The following is a 16,500-nucleotide window of genomic DNA, read 5'->3' as shown; positions in this document are numbered from 1 at the left end:
CAATCGAGTCATGTCTCTGCTCTCCTCGGCCACGGGTGTGCTCGTCGGCGATCAGCCCCTCGCCCCGGCCGATGTCGTCGCCGTCGCCCGTCACGGCGCCGCGGTCCGGGTATCCGACGCGGGACTCGCGCGGGTGCGCGAGACCCGCGCCCTCATCGAGAACCTCGCCGACGACCCCCGCCCGCACTACGGCATCTCGACAGGGTTCGGCGCACTCGCGACCACCTTCATCGCCCCCGAGCGCCGGCGCCAGCTGCAGGCGAGCCTCATCCGCTCGCACGCCGCGGGAACGGGAGCCGAGGTCGAGCAGGAGGTGATCCGGGCGCTTCAGCTCCTCCGGCTCCAGACGCTCGCGTCGGGGCGCACCGGTGTGCGTGCCGAGGTCGTCGAGCTCTACGCGGGCATGCTGAACGCCGGGATCACCCCGATCGTCCGCGAGTACGGGTCGCTCGGCTGCTCGGGAGACCTCGCACCCCTCGCCCACGTCGCGCTCGCGGCCATGGGTGAGGGCGAGGTGCGGGTGCGCGGCGGAGACGTCACCTCGGCGCGGGAGGCGCTCGCCGCGGCATCCCTCACCCCTCTCGTCCTCGAAGAGAAAGAGGGCCTCGCCCTCATCAACGGTACCGACGGGATGCTGGGGATGCTGCTCCTCGCCGCCCACGACCTGGAGATGCTCCTCGACACCGCCGACGTCGCCGCGGCGCTCTCGATCGAGAGCCAGCTCGGCACCGACGCGGTGTTCGCCGCCGACCTGATGCAGCTGCGGCCCCACCCGGGTCAGCGGGATTCGGCCGCCCGCCTGCGCGCTCTCCTCGCCAGATCGGGCATCGTCGCCAGTCATCGCGATCCCGAGGTGTGCACGCGGGTGCAGGATGCGTACTCCCTGCGCTGCAGCCCGCAGGTGCACGGTGCCGCCCGCGACACCCTGACCCACGCCCGGATGGTCGCCGAACGCGAACTCGCCGCCGTGATCGACAACCCCGTCGTCACGATCGACGGCCGCGTGGAGTCCAACGGCAACTTCCACGGAGCACCCATCGCCTACGTCCTGGACTTCCTCGCGATCGCCGTCGCCGATGTGGCGTCGATCTCGGAGCGGCGCACCGACCGCGCTCTCGACGTCGCGCGCAATCAGGGCCTCGCCCCCTTCCTCGCCCACGAGCCCGGCGTCGATTCGGGGCTCATGATCGCCCAGTACGCCGCGGCGGGAATCGTGTCGGAGCTCAAGCGCCTGGCCGCACCGGCATCGGTGGATTCGATCCCGTCCTCGGCGATGCAGGAAGACCATGTGTCGATGGGCTGGGCGGCGGGACGCAAGCTCCGGCGCGCCCTCGACGGCCTGGCCCGTGTCCTCGCGATCGAGGTCGTCACCGGGGCGAGAGCCCAGCAGCTGCGCGCCCCGCTCCGACCGGCTCGCGCCACCGGCGCGGTCGCCGACCTCGTGCGCGACGCCGCCGGCGGCCCCGGCCCCGACAGATTCCTCTCACCCGCGCTCGAGGCGGTCGCCGGCCTCGTCGCTAGCGGCGCGATCGCCCGCGCCGCGGCATCCGCTCTTTCACCGATCATCTCCGAGGAGCACTCATGACCGACATCCATGCACCTGCCCGCTCGATCCGTGCGCCGCGGGGGGCCGAGCGAACCGCCAAGAGCTGGGGAGCGGAGGCTGCCAAGCGCATGCTCATGAACAATCTCGACCCCGAGGTCGCCGAGCGGCCCGACGACCTCGTCGTCTACGGCGGCACCGGAAAAGCCGCCCGCTCGTGGGAGGCCTACGACGCGATCATCCGCACCCTCGACGAGCTCGAACCCGATGAGACGCTGCTCGTGCAGTCGGGCAAGCCCGTCGGCGTCTTCCGCACGCATGAGTGGGCGCCTCGCGTGCTCATCGCCAACTCGAACCTCGTCGGCGACTGGGCGACATGGCCCGAGTTCCGTCGCCTCGAGCACCTGGGCCTGACGATGTACGGCCAGATGACCGCCGGTTCGTGGATCTACATCGGCACGCAGGGCATCCTGCAGGGGACGTACGAGACCTTCGCCGCCGTCGCGCGGTCGATGGGGCGCGACGATCTCGCCGGCACCCTGACCCTGACCGGGGGATGCGGCGGCATGGGGGGCGCGCAGCCGCTCGCCGTCACCCTCAACGGGGGAGCGGTGCTCATCGTCGACGTCGACGAATCGCGCCTCGCGCGCCGCGTCGAGCACGGCTACCTCGACGAGTACACGACCGATCTCGACGCGGCCGTCGCTCGGGTCGTCGCCGCCCGATCCGCGGGCCAGGCGCTCTCCGTCGGGGTGGTGGGGAACGCAGCGGAGGTGTTCCCCGAGCTTCTGCGTCGGGGCACGCCGATCGACATCGTCACCGATCAGACCAGCGCGCACGATCCGCTCTCCTACCTGCCCGTCGGCGTCTCGGTGGAGGAGTGGCACGTCGAGGCCGAGCACGACCCGGCGGAGTTCACGCGGCGGGCACGCGCGTCGATGGCCGCGCAGGTGGCGGCGATGGTGGGCTTCCAGGATGCCGGCGCCGAGGTCTTCGACTACGGCAACTCGATCCGCGCCGAGGCGCAGCTGGGCGGCTTCGATCGGGCCTTCGCCTTCCCCGGCTTCGTGCCGGCCTACATCCGTCCGCAGTTCGCCGAGGGGCGCGGCCCGTTCCGCTGGGTGGCGCTGTCGGGTGACCCCGAAGACATCCGCAAGACCGACGATGCCGTCAAAACGCTGTTCCCTGAGAACGCGGGGCTCGTGCGCTGGCTCGACAAGGCCGGCGGCGCGGTGCAGTTCGAGGGGCTCCCGGCGCGCATCTGCTGGCTCGGCTACCAGGAGCGCCACCTCGCAGGCCTGAGGTTCAACGAGATGGTCGCCTCCGGCGAACTCGCCGGGCCCATCGTGATCGGGCGCGATCACCTCGACGCCGGCTCCGTGGCCTCCCCATACCGCGAGACCGAGGCGATGGCCGACGGTTCGGATGCGATCGCCGACTGGCCGCTGCTGAACGCGCTGCTGAACACGGCGTCGGGCGCGTCGTGGGTGTCGATCCATCACGGTGGCGGCGTGGGCATCGGGCGGTCGATCCACGCGGGTCAGGTCACCGTCGCCGACGGAACGCCGCTCGCGGCCGAGAAGCTCGCCCGCGTGCTCGTCAACGACCCGGGAACCGGCGTCATGCGCCACGTCGACGCCGGCTACGAACGCGCCCGGGAGGTCGCCGCCGAACGCGGGTTGACGGTGCCGATGCCGTGAGCGCGACGCTGTGGACCAACATCGGCGAACTGACCACCAATGTCGCCCGCGACGGCGACGCGTGCGGCACGCTCCGCGATGCGGCCGTCCTCGCGCGGGACGGCCTCATCGCGTGGGTCGGGTCCGCTCGAGACGCACCGTCGCCCGGCTCCGACACGAAAGTGGTGGATGCCGCGGGCCGGGCCCTCTTGCCGGGGTTCGTCGACTCTCACACCCACCTGGTGTTCGGGGGCGACCGCGCCGACGAGTTCGAGGCGCGGATGGCCGGCAGGCCCTATTCCGCCGGTGGCATACATCGCACCGTCGCGGCCACGCGCGCGGCCGGTGAGGGGGAGTTGCGCGAGCGCCTCGCGGGATTCCTGCGCGAACTGCACCGTCAGGGCACCACCACCGTGGAGATCAAGACCGGGTACGGGCTCACCGCGGACGACGAGGAGCGGCTCGCACGTCTGGCGGCCGAGGTGACCGATGAGGTGACCTTCCTCGGGGCTCACGTGATTCCGCAGGAGTACGCCGAGGACCGGAGCGGCTACCTCGACCTCGTCTGCGGACCGATGCTCGAGCGCTGCGCACCTCTGGCGAAGTGGATCGACGTCTTCTGCGAAGACGGCGCCTTCACCGGGGTAGAGGCGCGCCTGGTCTTGGAGGCGGGTGTCGCGCGGGGCCTCGCGCCCCGCGTGCACGGGAATCAGCTCGGAGAGGGGCCGGGCGTCGCCCTGGCGGTGGGCCTCGGCGCGGCATCCGTCGATCACTGCACGTTCCTCAGCGACGCCGATGTGGGTCTTCTCGCGGCGTCGGACACGGTCGCCACGCTCCTACCCGGCGTGGAGTTCTCCACACGGCAGCCCTATCCCGACGCCCGGCGCCTCATCGACGCGGGGGTGACCGTCGCCCTCGCGAGCGACTGCAACCCCGGGTCGAGCTTCACCAGTTCGATGCCGCTCATGATCGCCCTCGCGGTGCGCGAAATGGGGATGACGGTCGCCGAGGCGGTGTGGGCGGCGACGGCGGGGGGAGCCCGTGCACTGCGGCGCAGCGATGTCGGGGCGATCGCGACCGGCACGAAGGCGGATGTGCTGCTGCTGGACGCGCCGACGCGGACGCATCTGGCCTACCGGCCGGGTGTGCCGATCGTCGCGGCGGTCTGGAAAGACGGAGAACCCGCCGCGTAGCCCACCTCAGCGGGGTGTGTCGATGTGCCACTCGTTCGGGTCGACCGCGCCCACGACGGCCCAGTCGTCATCGTCCCAGCGGAACCGTGCGACCGCGCACGTCGGCATCTCGCCGATCCGGCCGCCCGAGAGCGTGTCGGCGAGCTCGGCCATCCCGGGGTTGTGGGCGACGAGCATCACGCGCAGGGCACCGCTCGTCGACGCCGTGGCGAGGAGCGTCGAGGGTGGGGCGCCGTACAGGTCGGGCACGAGGGTGACCGCGGTCTCGAGCGCCGCGGCGAAGGCCTCAGCGGTCGTGCGGGCGCGCAGGGCCGTGCTGGACAGCAGCGCATCAGGGCGGAACCCCGTCTCGGCCAGGCGCGCGGCCATCCGCGGCGCATCGCGCAGGCCGCGCTCGTTCAGCGGGCGATCATGGTCGCGGAGCCCGGGGTCGCCCCAGTCCGACTTCGCGTGTCGCGCCAGCACCAGTTCGATCGTCATCGCATCGCCCTTCCCGCCAGAAGCTCCAGAACGCACAGGGCCGCCAGCCGCACCGTCCGGCCGTCCTCGGAATCGGCCGTCGCGTCGACCTCGACGATATCCGCCGAGACCAGCCGGGCATCGGCCGCCGCCGACCGCACCAGCGCCCGGAGCGCGTCGGCGCTCAGCCCGCCCGGAACCGAGGCCGGGCACCCCGGCGCGACCGAGCGGTCGCAGACATCGACGTCGATGTCCAGGTGCACGCCGCCTGCACCGGCTCCCGCGATGGCGAACGCGTCGCCCATGAGATCGGCCGCGGGGCGCCGGCGAACCTGATCGAGGGTGATGAGCGTGATCCCGAGATCGACGGCGCGCGCGACGTATGCCGGGGAGTTGGCGAAGTCGGCGATGCCGATCTGCACGATCCGGCGCGGATCGAGCCCGTCCTCGATGAGGCGGCGCACCGGCGAGCCGTTCGACCTGCCGTCGCGCAGATCGAGATGCGCGTCGAGGGTGATGAGGCCGCCCGCCTTCGCGCCCTGGGCGACCGGCACGGTCGCGGCGTTGTCGCCCCCGAGCGCGACGACGATTCCGCCACGGGCGACGAGGTCGGCCACGGCGCGGCGGACGCGCGCCTCGCCGGCGTCGCCGTCGGGCTCCGCCACGTCTCCGGCGTCGACGATCGACAGCGCGGCATCGAGGTCGACCGCGGGCGGACCGATCAGGGTGGCGCTGTAACGCTGCAGCGCCGCGCGGACGGCGGCGGGGGTGGCGTGGGCCCCGGTCGCCGACAGCGAGGTCCGCCAGGTCGGCACTCCGAGGATCGCGACGTCGATCGGCCCCGAGGTCTCGGCGCCGTCGTGCGCGGAGGGCCACTCACCGGCACGGGGCCAGAGGGGGTCGTGGAAGAGGCCGCTCACACCGACACGTACACCCAGGCGACGCGGCCGCTGGCGAGCGGGGCCGAGATGCGGCGATAGAGCGACACCTCGTACTCATCGGCGGCGTCGAGCTCGTCCTCGGTGACGCTCAGGACCTTTCCCACCACCTTGTCCAGCGGATTGCCCGTCGGCCGCACGATGGGGTGCACCGCGTGGCCCGAGACATCCACCACCCGTTCGTCGACGATCTCGGCGTAATCGACCGTGAATCCGGGCAGGATGTCGGGCTCGGCCTCGACGATCCTGCCGAAGGTGTCCAGCTGCACCTCGGGCTGCTGGAGAGTGCCGTAGCTGAACAGCAGTTCGTCGCCCACCGATTCCACGCGCTCACTGTAGCGCCGCGGGGGCGTCATCCCCAGATGGCGCGGGCGATCGTGTAGATGACGAGACCCGCCAGCGATCCGACGATCGTGCCGTTGAGCCGGATGTACTGGAGGTCACGGCCGACCATGAGCTCGATCTTCTCCGTGGTCTCCTCGGCGTCCCACTTCTCGACGGTGTCGGTGATGATCGAGGCGATGTCGTGGCGATAACGGTCGACGAGGAAGACCGCCGCCTCGGTCACCCAGCCGTCGGCACGCTGCTGCAGGGCGGTGTCGGTCACCAGGCGGTCGCCGATGTCGGCGAGGGCATCGGCCAGGCGGCGGCGCAGGCCGCTGTCGGGGTTGTCGAGGGCCGCCAGTAGTCCCGACTTCGCGGTGCCCCACGCCTGGGCGGCGAGCTCGCGGACCCGGGGGCTGTCGAACAGGGCGCCCTTGGCGTCTTCGAGGCGTCCGATGGTGGTCGGATCGGTCTGGAGGTTCCGAGCGAGCCGCTCGAGATATCCGTCGATCGCATGCCGCGCCGGATGGTCGGGGTCGGCGCGCACGGCCGCCACGAACTTGACCGCTTCGTTGTACACCGTCTCGTCGACCAGGCGCTGCGCGATGCGAGGCACCCAGCTGGGCAGGCGCCGCGAGACCAGGCCCTCGAAGGCCACCCTGTTGGCGGCGAGCCAGTGGTCGATCGTCTCGGCAGCCAGATCGACGGCGCTGTGGTGGGCGCCCGCGTCGATCACCCGGCCGAGCCACGCGCCGACGGGAGGCCCCCACTCCGGAACGAGCACGTGCTCGCGCGCGAGCTCTTCGATGACGTCTCGCACGTCGTCGTCGCTCAGGGCGCGCAGGACGCCGGCGGCGATCACCGAGGCTTCGGAACCCACCCGGGCGGCATGCGCCGGCTCGCGGAGCCACTCGCCTGCCCGCCGGGACACGTGGGTCGCGGCGAGCTTGGTGCGCACCACGTCACCACGCAGGAACTCCGTCTCGACGAATTCGCCGAGCGTGCGGCCGATCTCGTCCTTGCGCTTGGGGATGATGGCGGTGTGCGGAATCGGGAGACCGAGCGGATGACGGAACAGCGCCGTCACCGCGAACCAGTCCGCAAGCGCTCCCACCATCCCGCCCTCGGCGGCCGCACGGACGTAGCCGAGCCAGGGCACCTGCTCCTGCAGCGAGAACGCGATGGCGAACACCACGGCCATCGCCAGCAGAGCGCCCAGGGCCACGGCCTTCATCGTGCGCAGGCCGCGACGCCGCTGCTGGTCGGCGGGGCTCAGCAGAGCCGTCGGGGTACGCGCCATCCGGTCATCCTCGCACGTCACCCCTCAGCCGGTGCTGAGACCGGGAAACGCAGGAGTGCCGCCACGGGTGATCCGTCCACGAGGTCCCCGTTGCGGACCCCGCGCACGGTCCCTCCGCCACGCAGCACCCGTGCAGCGATCTCATCGACGACGGCGTACGCCGAGGCTGTCGGCTCCTCGACGGTGGTGACGACGCCGAACTCGTCGATCTGGCCCTCGAGGGTTGCGTCGATGTCGAAGAGGAGCTCGTCGACGGCCGCGGCCGTCGCCGCCGCGGCGACCTCGACAAGGCGACTGGTCGCCAGGTCATCGGCTCTGCGCGTGCCGAACAGCTCGCGCCACTCCGACAGCTCCCGTGAGAACTCCGCGTCGAGGATCGCCCGCGCCTTCTGCTCGAGTTCGGCGTCATCGAGCGAATCGGGGTGGGCGTCGATCTTCGCTTCGAGAAGTCGAGGGTGGGTGTTGACCGCGCGGTAGGCCGGTTCGAGGTCGACGGTGGCGGCCAGGATCACGGGAACATCGCGGGGCGCGATGGTGACGACGTCGTCCTGCACGACCCGGCAGTAGCGTTCGCGCTCGATGCGGTCTCCGGTCGAACCCTGCGAGCGCGGCATGTCGGCCTGACCGTCGTTCGTGGCGTGCTCGAGGAGCGTGTGATGGTCGTCGGGAAGGTGCAGCTCGCGTTCCACGACGCCGTGGTCGGCGCTGATCTCAGTGAGGCGAGCCCCACCCTGGGAGATCTGGACGATGAAGGCGCGATGCGGGAACGCCGTCGCGCGCAGGAGTGCTCCTGCGTCGAACCGATCGCCGACGGCGACGTTGCGCTCGACCCGGTTGGCCAGGCGGAAGGTTTCGAGGCGTGTGGAGGAGGCGAAGATGACGAGAGATCGGGACTGGTGACGCCAGAACTCCTGATCGGCGTCCAAGGCACGGAGGGCCTCGACGACCGCCTCCACGCGTCCTGCATCGAGGTCTTTCTGCGCGAGCATCCGGCCGGCCTCCGAGACGGCACTTCGGAGGTCCGCACGGACGTTGTCATGATCGGACGGAACCGGCGAAGAGGGGAGGGCGATCGTGACACTCGCGTCATCACGCGCGTCGATCAGCTCGAGCAGATGGGCAGTGGTGGGGATGTCTGCGGGCAGCATCGGACCACGGTAGATCGGCTCCCCTGCACAGCGCAGGGCCTTGCGTGGTTCGAGGAGCTCGGTTACGGCGCGTCGCCCACCGGACCCAGCCAGGCGGTGGCGAGGGCGGCGTGCGCCGACTCGGGATCGGAGGGATGGAACTGCCCGGCGAGGACGTCGCGATAGAGGCGGGACAGCTCGTTCCGGGCGAAGAACGAGGATCCTCCTGCGACCAGCATCGCCTCGTCGACCACCTGTTTGGCCGCTGCGACCGCACGGTGCTTCACACCGGCGAGCAGCGAGAACCATCGCTCACCGTGTTCGACGCGCGCGTCGACGTCTGCGCTCAGCACGGAGATCTGGGGAGGAAGCGCGTCGTAGGTCATCGCCATGGTCGCCACGCGCCGACGGATGTCGGGGTCGTCGCTGAGGGGTGCACCGGTCTTCTTGGAGTGCCGTGACCTCGCGGACAGGACCGCGAGATCGAGAGCCCGCCGCGCGATGCCGGTGTACACCGAGGCGATGAGCAGTTCGAACACGCTGAAGATGCCGAACACGAGCGGGTCGGGCTGAGGCCCGGGCGCGACGCGCCTGACCACGCGCTCGGCCGGCGCGACGGCGCCGTGGAGCTCGGTCGTGCGGGACTGGGTGGCGCGCATGCCGAGGGTGTCCCAGTCGTCGCGGATGCGCACCCGCCCCGCGGCCTCTTCGCCTCGCGGCACGAAGGCGTAGACGATCCGCGGGCCGTCGGCCGAGCGGGTGTCGAGGCCGTGCAGCCCCAGCTGCGTCCAGACGGGGGACAGGGTGGTGAAGATCTTCGTTCCGGTGAAGGCGTATGCACCGTCGGGCTGCGGCTCGGCGGCGGTGTCGCTGCCGAAGAGCACGAGGTCGTTGCCCGCCTCGCTGATGCCGAAGGCGAACACCTCGCCGGCCGCCGCGCCCTCCAGCACGAACCTCAGATCGTCGATGCCGCGGTCGAGCAGCTGGCGCGCGACGCCCGTCCAGACCAGGTGCATGTTGATCGCGAGCGCCGTGGCCGGGGCCGCGGTGGCGAGGCGCTGCTGCAGACGCGCGACCTCGGCGAGGGCGAGTCCTCGTCCCCCGAGGGCCTCCGGTACGAGGAGGGCGAGGTACCCGATCGCACGGAGCTCGTCGAGGTCGGCTGCGGGGAAGGTGTTCTCGCGGTCGTGCGTGCTCGCGCGCTCACGGAAACGCTCGAGCAGGTCCGGCGGGAGGATCGTCTCCGGTTCGGTCACGATCCCATTGTCCGTCTCTCCTGCATCACCCGGCGCAGCTCGGCGACGGTCTCCTCGGGCTTGTCGCGGTGCGGCGAGTGTCCGGCACCGGCGACGACCGTCATCCGCACCCGGCTGTTGGCTGCGCGCACCTCGGCGGCGAGCGGCCCGTCGAAGATGCTGTACACCCCCGGATCCGCGGCCAGGATGTCGACATCGACATCGAGGCGCGCCAGGGCTTCGCGCACGTCCCACGCGGGGTTCTGCAGGCTCGTCTGCTCCACCGCCCAGCGGCTGGCCTGCCGGGCCGCGAGGGCTTTGAGCTCGATGTCATGGGGATGCCACTGCGGGTGCGCCGCACGCACGGCGGCCTCCGTCGGGTCGGCGAAGGCCTCTTCCTGACTGCGTCGCACGACCTCGCGGTCGTGGTCGGAGAGGTGGATGGCGGGATCGATCAGGATGACGCGGCGCGCCCATCCGGGAGTGTCGGCGGCGGCCAGCGTGGTCGCCGCGCCGCCGAGGGAGTGGCCGATGACGAGATCCCACGTCTCATCGCCCTCCTCGGGGCGGGTGCGGGCGAGATCGGCGGCGTAGGCGGGCATGGTGTAGTCGAGCACGCGCGGGGCGACGCCGTGCCCGCGCAGGTCGACGGCGTCGGAGAGCCATCCGTCTTCGGCCAGCGCCACGCCGTAGCGCCACATCAGTGCCGCCGTGGAGCCGAGGCCGTGGACGAGGAGAGCGCGCCGCGCCGCGCGCGGATCGCCCCAGGAGATGCGGGGGAGAGTCACCGGAAACATCACGCCCTTCAGCGTAAGCGGGCCTCGCCGCCCCGAGGTGGCGGAAGATGGAGGGCATGATCTCGACCGACCTCGCCCTCGAGCTGCGCGCGGCGGGTCTCGTGTGGCATCCGACATCGGGCGATCGCTTCCAACTCGACGAACCCGAGTTCGACGCCGACGTCTTCACCGTCAGCGAGATGACCATCGAACCGCGCGAGTACCCGACCGGTCGCATCCTGGCCTTCAACGGCACGACCGAGTGGGCGCTCGACTCCGTCGCGCTCGAAGACGCCCTGTGGCTGCCTCATGAAAGTCAGCTGCGGGAGCTCCTGCGCGGGGCGTTCCGGTCGCTGCGGCGGCTCGTCGACACGCATCAGGTGGAGATCGAGCTGGGCGGCGATGTCATCGTCTTCGAGCACCCCGAGCCCGCCGACGCGTATGCGATGGCCGTCCTGGAGCTGCTGCGCCGCATCCAGTAGGGGGGTCGCCCGCGGCATCCGCTCAGGTGATCGTCGAGACCGGCTCGGTGTCGGGGATCGGGCTGGCGTCGCGCCCCCGGAGATCGGGGAAGCCCCGGACGAACACCACCGCGACGAGGAAGCCGACGCCCGCGAAGGCCGCGGCCGCCATGTAGGCGCCCTGCGGACCCACGCCGTCGATGAGGAAGCCGGCGACGGCCGACCCCGCGGCGGCGCCGATGAGCTGCCCGGTGCCGATCCATCCGTAGGCCTCGGCGGTCTCGCTGAACTTCACGCTCGCCGAGGTCATCGCGAAGAGCACCGCCAGGGCCGGGGCGATTCCGATCCCGGCGAGGAAGAGGGTGCCGCCCAGCCACCACACATCGAGGGAGATCAGGGCGAGGAGGAGTCCCAGGGTGAAGATGCCCATGCGTCGCGCCATGGCCCACGGGCCGATGGGGATGTGACCGAACCCGAGCCCGCCCGCGAGGCTCCCGATGGAGAAGACCGCCAGGACGAGACCGGCCTCCAATCCGCTGTGGCCGAACGTCGCCACGACTCCGGCCTCGACCGCGGCGCAGCCGCCGATGAGGAGGAAGCCGATGACGGTGGCCAGGAGGACGGGCGGCTTGGCCAGCACCCGTCCGAGGCGTCGGCGGCTTCGAGGGATGCGCACGCGCCCGACCTCGGGCGACAGGATGAACCACAGTCCGCCGCCGACGAGGATCACCACGATCAGGACCAGGGCCTCGACCGTGCCGACCTGGGTCGCCACGAACGTCACCAGGACCGGGGCGATGATCCAGATGATCTCCTGCAGCGAGGCGTCGAGCGAGAACAGGGGTGTCAGCTGACGGGAGTTGACCATCTTGGGGTAGATCGTGCGCACGGCCGACTGGACCGGGGGCGTCGACAGCCCGGCGATCAGGCCCAGCACCATATAGGCGGGCAGCGGCATCTCCACGAGGGCCAGCGTCGCGATCGCGACCGCGCAGATCGCGAGGGTGATGGAGAGCACCCGTCGCATGCCCCACAGGCCCATCCACCGGCTGGTGACGGGGCCCGCGACCGCCTGTCCGACGGAGGTGGCGGCCAGGACCAGTCCCGCCGCGCCGTAGGAGCCGGTCACCTGCTCGATGTGCAGCAGGACGGCCAGACTCGTCATGCCGTTGGGGAAGCGGGCGGTCAGCTGTGCGGCGATGATGCGCGCCACTCCGGGGGTGCGCAGAAGGTCTCGATATCCCGCCACGCCACCACGCTAGTGCGACACGCCGCGACACGCCGTCGTCCACTGTCCACAGGAAATCGGATGTCGGAACCCCCGAATATCGTCCCCCCTGTGGAGGAGTTCTCCATCCGGTTCGGAAAGCCGCGCGAATCCGGGCTTTCCGGTCGCGGAGTCGGAGCGCCGCCTGTGGATGAAACGGTGGACAACCTGTGTTGTACATGGGGATGACGGTGAGAAAACTACACGGATGTAACTACTATCCCTAGTGGTGCTATCCGATGTCGGCACCCATATGTAGTATTGGTCTCCCGGTGGGGGTCACCGGAGGAATCACTCGAAATCGAGGGGAGAACGGATCGACATGGCGATCACCGTTTACACCAAGCCGTCCTGCGTGCAGTGCACCGCGACCTACCGTGCGCTGGACTCGAAGGGCATCGAATACGAGGTCCACGACCTCTCCGAAGACCCGGCAGCGCTCGAGCAGGTCAAGGCCCTCGGCTACCTGCAGGCACCCGTCGTCATCACCGACGAGGACCACTGGTCGGGCTTCCGTCCCGACAAGATCGACGAACTGGCGTCACGCCTGGCCTGAACCCGGCGCCGCGTCGGGGACCCGCGAGGATCGAGCCCAGGAGGGAACCGTGAGCGCACTGGCGACATCCGCCCCGCTCCTGGTCTATTTCTCCAGCGTGTCGGGCAACACCGCACGCTTCATCGAGAAGCTCGACCTCCCCGCCGTCCGCATCCCGATCACCGCCTCCGAACCGACCCCGGTCGTGGACGAGCCCTTCGTTCTCGTGACCCCCACCTACGGGGGAGGTCAGGGACGCGGTGAGGAGAAGGGTGCCGTCCCCAAGCAGGTCATCCGTTTCCTCAACGACGAGCGGAACAGACGACTCCTGCGCGGAGTGATCTCCGCAGGCAACAGCAACTTCGGCGAGTCGTTCTGCCTCGCCGGCGAGATCATCAGCCGCAAGTGCCGGGTGCCGCACTTGTACCGGCTCGAAGTATTCGGCACGCCTGAAGACGTGACACGCGTCAGCGATGGATTGGAACGATGGTGGAAGCTGCACTGACCGAGAAGGACTTCAAGACCGAGGCGCGATTCGAGGGTCTGGACTATCACGCCCTGAACGCGATGCTGAACCTGTACGGACCGGACGGGAAGATCCAGTTCGACGCCGACAAGCGCGCTGCGCGGGAGTACTTCCTCCAGCATGTGAACCAGAACACGGTGTTCTTCCACTCGCTCAAGGAGCGGCTGGACTACCTCGTGGAGAAGGAGTACTACGAGCCGGCGGTGCTCGAGAAGTACCCCTTCGAGTTCATCCAGCAGCTCAATGACCTCGCCTACGGCAAGAAGTTCCGTTTCGAGACCTTCCTCGGCGCTTTCAAGTACTACACCAGCTACACGCTGAAGACCTTCGACGGCAAGCGGTACCTCGAGCGCTTCGAGGACCGTGTCGTCATGACCGCCCTCGGGCTCGCCGACGGCGACCAGGCGCTCGCCGTCCAGCTGGTCGAGGAGATCATCTCCGGGCGCTTCCAGCCGGCCACGCCGACGTTCCTCAACACCGGGAAGGCGCAGCGCGGCGAACTGGTGTCGTGCTTCCTCCTCCGGATCGAGGACAACATGGAGTCGATCGCCCGCGGCATCAACTCCGCTTTGCAGCTGTCCAAGCGCGGTGGCGGCGTGGCGCTGCTGCTGTCGAACATCCGCGAGGCGGGCGCTCCGATCAAGCAGATCGAGAACCAGTCCTCGGGCATCATCCCGGTGATGAAGCTCCTCGAAGACAGCTTCAGCTACGCCAACCAGCTGGGCGCCCGTCAGGGCGCGGGTGCGGTCTACCTGTCGGCTCACCACCCCGACATCCTGCGGTTCCTCGACACCAAGCGCGAGAACGCCGACGAGAAGATCCGCATCAAGACGCTGTCGCTGGGTGTGGTCATCCCCGACATCACGTTCGAGCTGGCGAAGAACGACGAGGACATGTACCTCTTCTCGCCGTACGACGTCGAGCGCGTCTACGGGGTGCCCTTCGGTGACATCTCGGTCACCGAGAAGTACCGCGAGATGGTCGACGACGCCCGCATCAAGAAGACGAAGATCAATGCGCGCGAGTTCTTCCAGACCCTCGCCGAGATCCAGTTCGAGTCGGGTTACCCGTACATCATGTTCGAGGACACGGTGAACAAGGCCAACCCGATCAAGGGTCGGATCAACATGTCCAACCTGTGCTCGGAGATCCTGCAGGTCAACACCCCGACCACGTACAACGAGGACCTCTCGTACGCCCAGATCGGCAAGGACATCTCCTGCAACCTGGGCTCGATGAACATCGCGCTGGCGATGGACGGCGGCGACCTCGGCCAGACGGTCGAGACCGCCATCCGCGCCCTGACCGCGGTGAGCGACCAGAGCCACATCCGCTCCGTGCGCTCGATCGAGGACGGCAACGACCGCTCCCACGCGATCGGACTCGGACAGATGAACCTGCACGGCTTCCTCGCCCGTGAGCACATCCACTACGGCTCGGAAGAGGGCCTGGACTTCACGAACATCTACTTCTACACGGTGCTCTTCCACGCTCTGCGCGCGTCGAACCGCCTCGCCATCGAGCGCGGCACCGTCTTCGACGGGTTCTGGGACTCCACCTACGCGTCGGGGGAGTTCTTCGACAAGTACACCGATCAGGCGTGGGTGCCCGCCACGGCGCGGGTCAAGGAGCTGTTCGCCCAGATCCCCGTCCCCACCCAGGACGACTGGCGCGAGCTGAAGGCGAGCATCCAGCAGCACGGCATCTACAACCAGAACCTGCAGGCGGTTCCGCCGACGGGGTCGATCTCGTACATCAACAACTCGACCTCGTCGATCCACCCGATCGCGTCGAAGATCGAGATCCGCAAGGAAGGCAAGCTCGGCCGCGTCTACTACCCGGCTCCGTTCATGACGAACGAGAACCTGGAGTACTACGAAGACGCCTACGAGATCGGCTACGAGAAGGTCATCGACACGTACGCCGCCGCAACGCAGCACGTGGACCAGGGGCTGTCGCTCACGCTGTTCTTCAAGGACACCGCGACCACGCGCGACATCAACCGGGCGCAGATCTACGCCTGGAAGAAGGGCATCAAGACCATCTACTACATCCGCCTGCGGCAGATGGCGCTCGAGGGAACCGACATGTCCGAGTGCGTCAGCTGCATGCTGTGACCCTCTGACCAGGACTTTTTAGGAGACATGATGGCTGAGAAGCTGCAACTGCTCAACCGGGTCCAGGCGATCAACTGGAACCGCATCCAGGACGACAAGGACCTCGAGGTCTGGAACCGTCTGGTGAACAACTTCTGGCTGCCCGAGAAGGTGCCGCTGTCCAATGACATCCAGTCGTGGAACACGCTGACCTCGCAGGAGCAGACGCTGACGATGCGGGTCTTCACCGGTCTGACTCTCCTGGACACCATTCAGGGGACGGTCGGCGCGGTCTCGCTGATCCCGGATGCGATCACGCCGCACGAGGAGGCGGTGTACACCAACATCGCGTTCATGGAGTCGGTGCACGCCAAGAGCTATTCGTCGATCTTCTCGACACTGTGCTCGACGCCCGAGATCGACGACGCCTTCCGCTGGTCGACGGAGAACGAGAACCTTCAGAAGAAGGCGCGGATCGTCATGGACTATTACCGCGGCGACGAGCCCCTCAAGCGCAAGGTCGCATCGACTCTGCTGGAGTCGTTCCTGTTCTACTCGGGCTTCTACCTGCCGCTGTACTGGTCGTCGAAGGCGAAGCTGACGAACACGGCCGACATCATCCGCCTCATCATCCGCGACGAGGCCGTGCACGGCTACTACATCGGCTACAAGTTCCAGCGCGGTCTGGAGCTGTTGGATGAGGCGGCGCGCCAGGACATCAAGGACTACGCGTTCTCGCTCCTGTACGAGCTGTACGACAACGAGATCCAGTACACCCAGGATCTGTACGACGAGGTCGGCCTCACCGAGGACGTGAAGAAGTTCCTTCACTACAACGCCAACAAGGCGCTGATGAACCTCGGCTACGAGGCGATGTTCCCGGCGACCGTCACCGACGTGAACCCGGCGATCCTGTCGGCGCTGTCACCGAACGCCGACGAGAACCACGACTTCTTCAGCGGGTCGGGCTCGTCGTACGTCATCGGCAAGGCCGTCGCGACCGAGGACGACGACTGGGACTTCTGACCTCCCGATACTTGA

Annotated in this window: 16 protein-coding genes; 8 read left to right on the top strand and 8 right to left on the bottom strand. The window is 69.1% G+C overall.

Annotated elements, in window-relative coordinates:
• Window positions 1-10 precede the first annotated feature (10 nt).
• From hutH to hutI, 3 genes are read left to right on the top strand one after another with little or no spacing between them, the layout of a single operon-like run.
• Complete coding sequence (hutH, locus tag FBY40_RS13020) at window positions 11-1,585, top strand: histidine ammonia-lyase (protein ID WP_141939242.1); 1,575 nt, start codon at window positions 11-13, stop codon at window positions 1,583-1,585.
• Window positions 1,582-3,243: a urocanate hydratase gene (locus FBY40_RS13015; protein ID WP_141939241.1), complete on the top strand. Its 1,662-nt coding sequence runs from the start codon at window positions 1,582-1,584 to the stop codon at window positions 3,241-3,243. The genes hutH and FBY40_RS13015 overlap by 4 nt, the downstream gene beginning before the upstream one ends.
• Window positions 3,240-4,415, top strand: coding sequence for an imidazolonepropionase (gene hutI, locus FBY40_RS13010; protein WP_141939240.1), 1,176 nt, complete (start codon window positions 3,240-3,242; stop codon window positions 4,413-4,415). Before FBY40_RS13015 ends, hutI begins: the two co-directional genes overlap by 4 nt.
• A gap of 6 nt (window positions 4,416-4,421) precedes the next feature.
• Here hutI and FBY40_RS13005 read toward each other — a convergent pair whose 3' ends face one another.
• The 7 genes from FBY40_RS13005 to FBY40_RS12975 all read right to left on the bottom strand — a co-directional run bounded on the left by FBY40_RS13005 (window position 4,422) and on the right by FBY40_RS12975 (window position 10,595).
• Window positions 4,422-4,895, bottom strand: a complete 474-nt coding sequence (locus FBY40_RS13005; protein ID WP_141939239.1) for a SixA phosphatase family protein — start codon at window positions 4,893-4,895, stop codon at window positions 4,422-4,424.
• Complete coding sequence (locus FBY40_RS13000; RefSeq protein ID WP_235014876.1) at window positions 4,892-5,794, bottom strand: arginase family protein; 903 nt, start codon at window positions 5,792-5,794, stop codon at window positions 4,892-4,894. Before FBY40_RS13000 ends, FBY40_RS13005 begins: the two co-directional genes overlap by 4 nt.
• A complete protein-coding gene (locus FBY40_RS12995; protein ID WP_235014874.1) occupies window positions 5,791-6,138 on the bottom strand; it encodes a gamma-glutamylcyclotransferase family protein in 348 nt (115 codons plus the stop codon). Before FBY40_RS12995 ends, FBY40_RS13000 begins: the two co-directional genes overlap by 4 nt.
• 26 nt (window positions 6,139-6,164) lie before the next feature.
• On the bottom strand, window positions 6,165-7,436 hold the full coding sequence (locus FBY40_RS12990; protein ID WP_141939237.1) for a DUF445 domain-containing protein: 1,272 nt from the start codon (window positions 7,434-7,436) through the stop codon (window positions 6,165-6,167).
• Window positions 7,437-7,453: 17 nt separating this feature from the next.
• Window positions 7,454-8,584, bottom strand: coding sequence for a baeRF11 domain-containing protein (locus FBY40_RS12985; protein ID WP_141939236.1), 1,131 nt, complete (start codon window positions 8,582-8,584; stop codon window positions 7,454-7,456).
• Between the two features lie 62 nt (window positions 8,585-8,646).
• Complete coding sequence (locus FBY40_RS12980; protein ID WP_141939235.1) at window positions 8,647-9,819, bottom strand: acyl-CoA dehydrogenase family protein; 1,173 nt, start codon at window positions 9,817-9,819, stop codon at window positions 8,647-8,649.
• Window positions 9,816-10,595, bottom strand: coding sequence for an alpha/beta fold hydrolase (locus FBY40_RS12975; RefSeq protein WP_235015111.1), 780 nt, complete (start codon window positions 10,593-10,595; stop codon window positions 9,816-9,818). The genes FBY40_RS12980 and FBY40_RS12975 overlap by 4 nt, the downstream gene beginning before the upstream one ends.
• Window positions 10,596-10,651: 56 nt before the next feature.
• Between FBY40_RS12975 and FBY40_RS12970 the strand changes: the two genes are divergently transcribed.
• Complete coding sequence (locus tag FBY40_RS12970; protein WP_141939233.1) at window positions 10,652-11,056, top strand: pilus assembly protein CpaE; 405 nt, start codon at window positions 10,652-10,654, stop codon at window positions 11,054-11,056.
• Window positions 11,057-11,078: 22 nt separating this feature from the next.
• Here the strand turns inward: FBY40_RS12970 and FBY40_RS12965 are convergent, their stop codons facing one another.
• Window positions 11,079-12,284, bottom strand: coding sequence for an MFS transporter (locus FBY40_RS12965; protein WP_141939232.1), 1,206 nt, complete (start codon window positions 12,282-12,284; stop codon window positions 11,079-11,081).
• 340 nt (window positions 12,285-12,624) lie between these two features.
• Between FBY40_RS12965 and nrdH the strand changes: the two genes are divergently transcribed.
• From nrdH to nrdF, 4 genes are read left to right on the top strand one after another with little or no spacing between them, the layout of a single operon-like run.
• Entirely contained in the window at window positions 12,625-12,858 is a 234-nt protein-coding gene (gene nrdH / locus FBY40_RS12960; protein ID WP_124293687.1) for a glutaredoxin-like protein NrdH, read from the top strand.
• Between the two features lie 49 nt (window positions 12,859-12,907).
• The gene (gene nrdI, locus FBY40_RS12955; RefSeq protein WP_124293686.1) at window positions 12,908-13,342 is read left to right on the top strand and encodes a class Ib ribonucleoside-diphosphate reductase assembly flavoprotein NrdI; all 435 of its coding nucleotides are present in this window, start codon (window positions 12,908-12,910) and stop codon (window positions 13,340-13,342) included.
• On the top strand, window positions 13,324-15,480 hold the full coding sequence (gene nrdE, locus FBY40_RS12950) for a class 1b ribonucleoside-diphosphate reductase subunit alpha (protein WP_141939231.1): 2,157 nt from the start codon (window positions 13,324-13,326) through the stop codon (window positions 15,478-15,480). The genes nrdI and nrdE overlap by 19 nt, the downstream gene beginning before the upstream one ends.
• Before the next feature lie 30 nt (window positions 15,481-15,510).
• Window positions 15,511-16,485 (top strand): class 1b ribonucleoside-diphosphate reductase subunit beta, encoded by a 975-nt coding sequence (nrdF, locus tag FBY40_RS12945; protein ID WP_141939230.1) that lies wholly within the window; start codon window positions 15,511-15,513, stop codon window positions 16,483-16,485.
• The last annotated feature ends 15 nt before the right edge of the window (window positions 16,486-16,500 follow it).

The sequence above is a fragment of the Microbacterium sp. SLBN-154 genome (assembly GCF_006715565.1).
GTDB lineage: Bacteria > Actinomycetota > Actinomycetes > Actinomycetales > Microbacteriaceae > Microbacterium.
The sequence above is the reverse complement of the archived record's forward strand: the minus strand, read 5'-3'. Positions and strand labels throughout refer to the sequence as shown.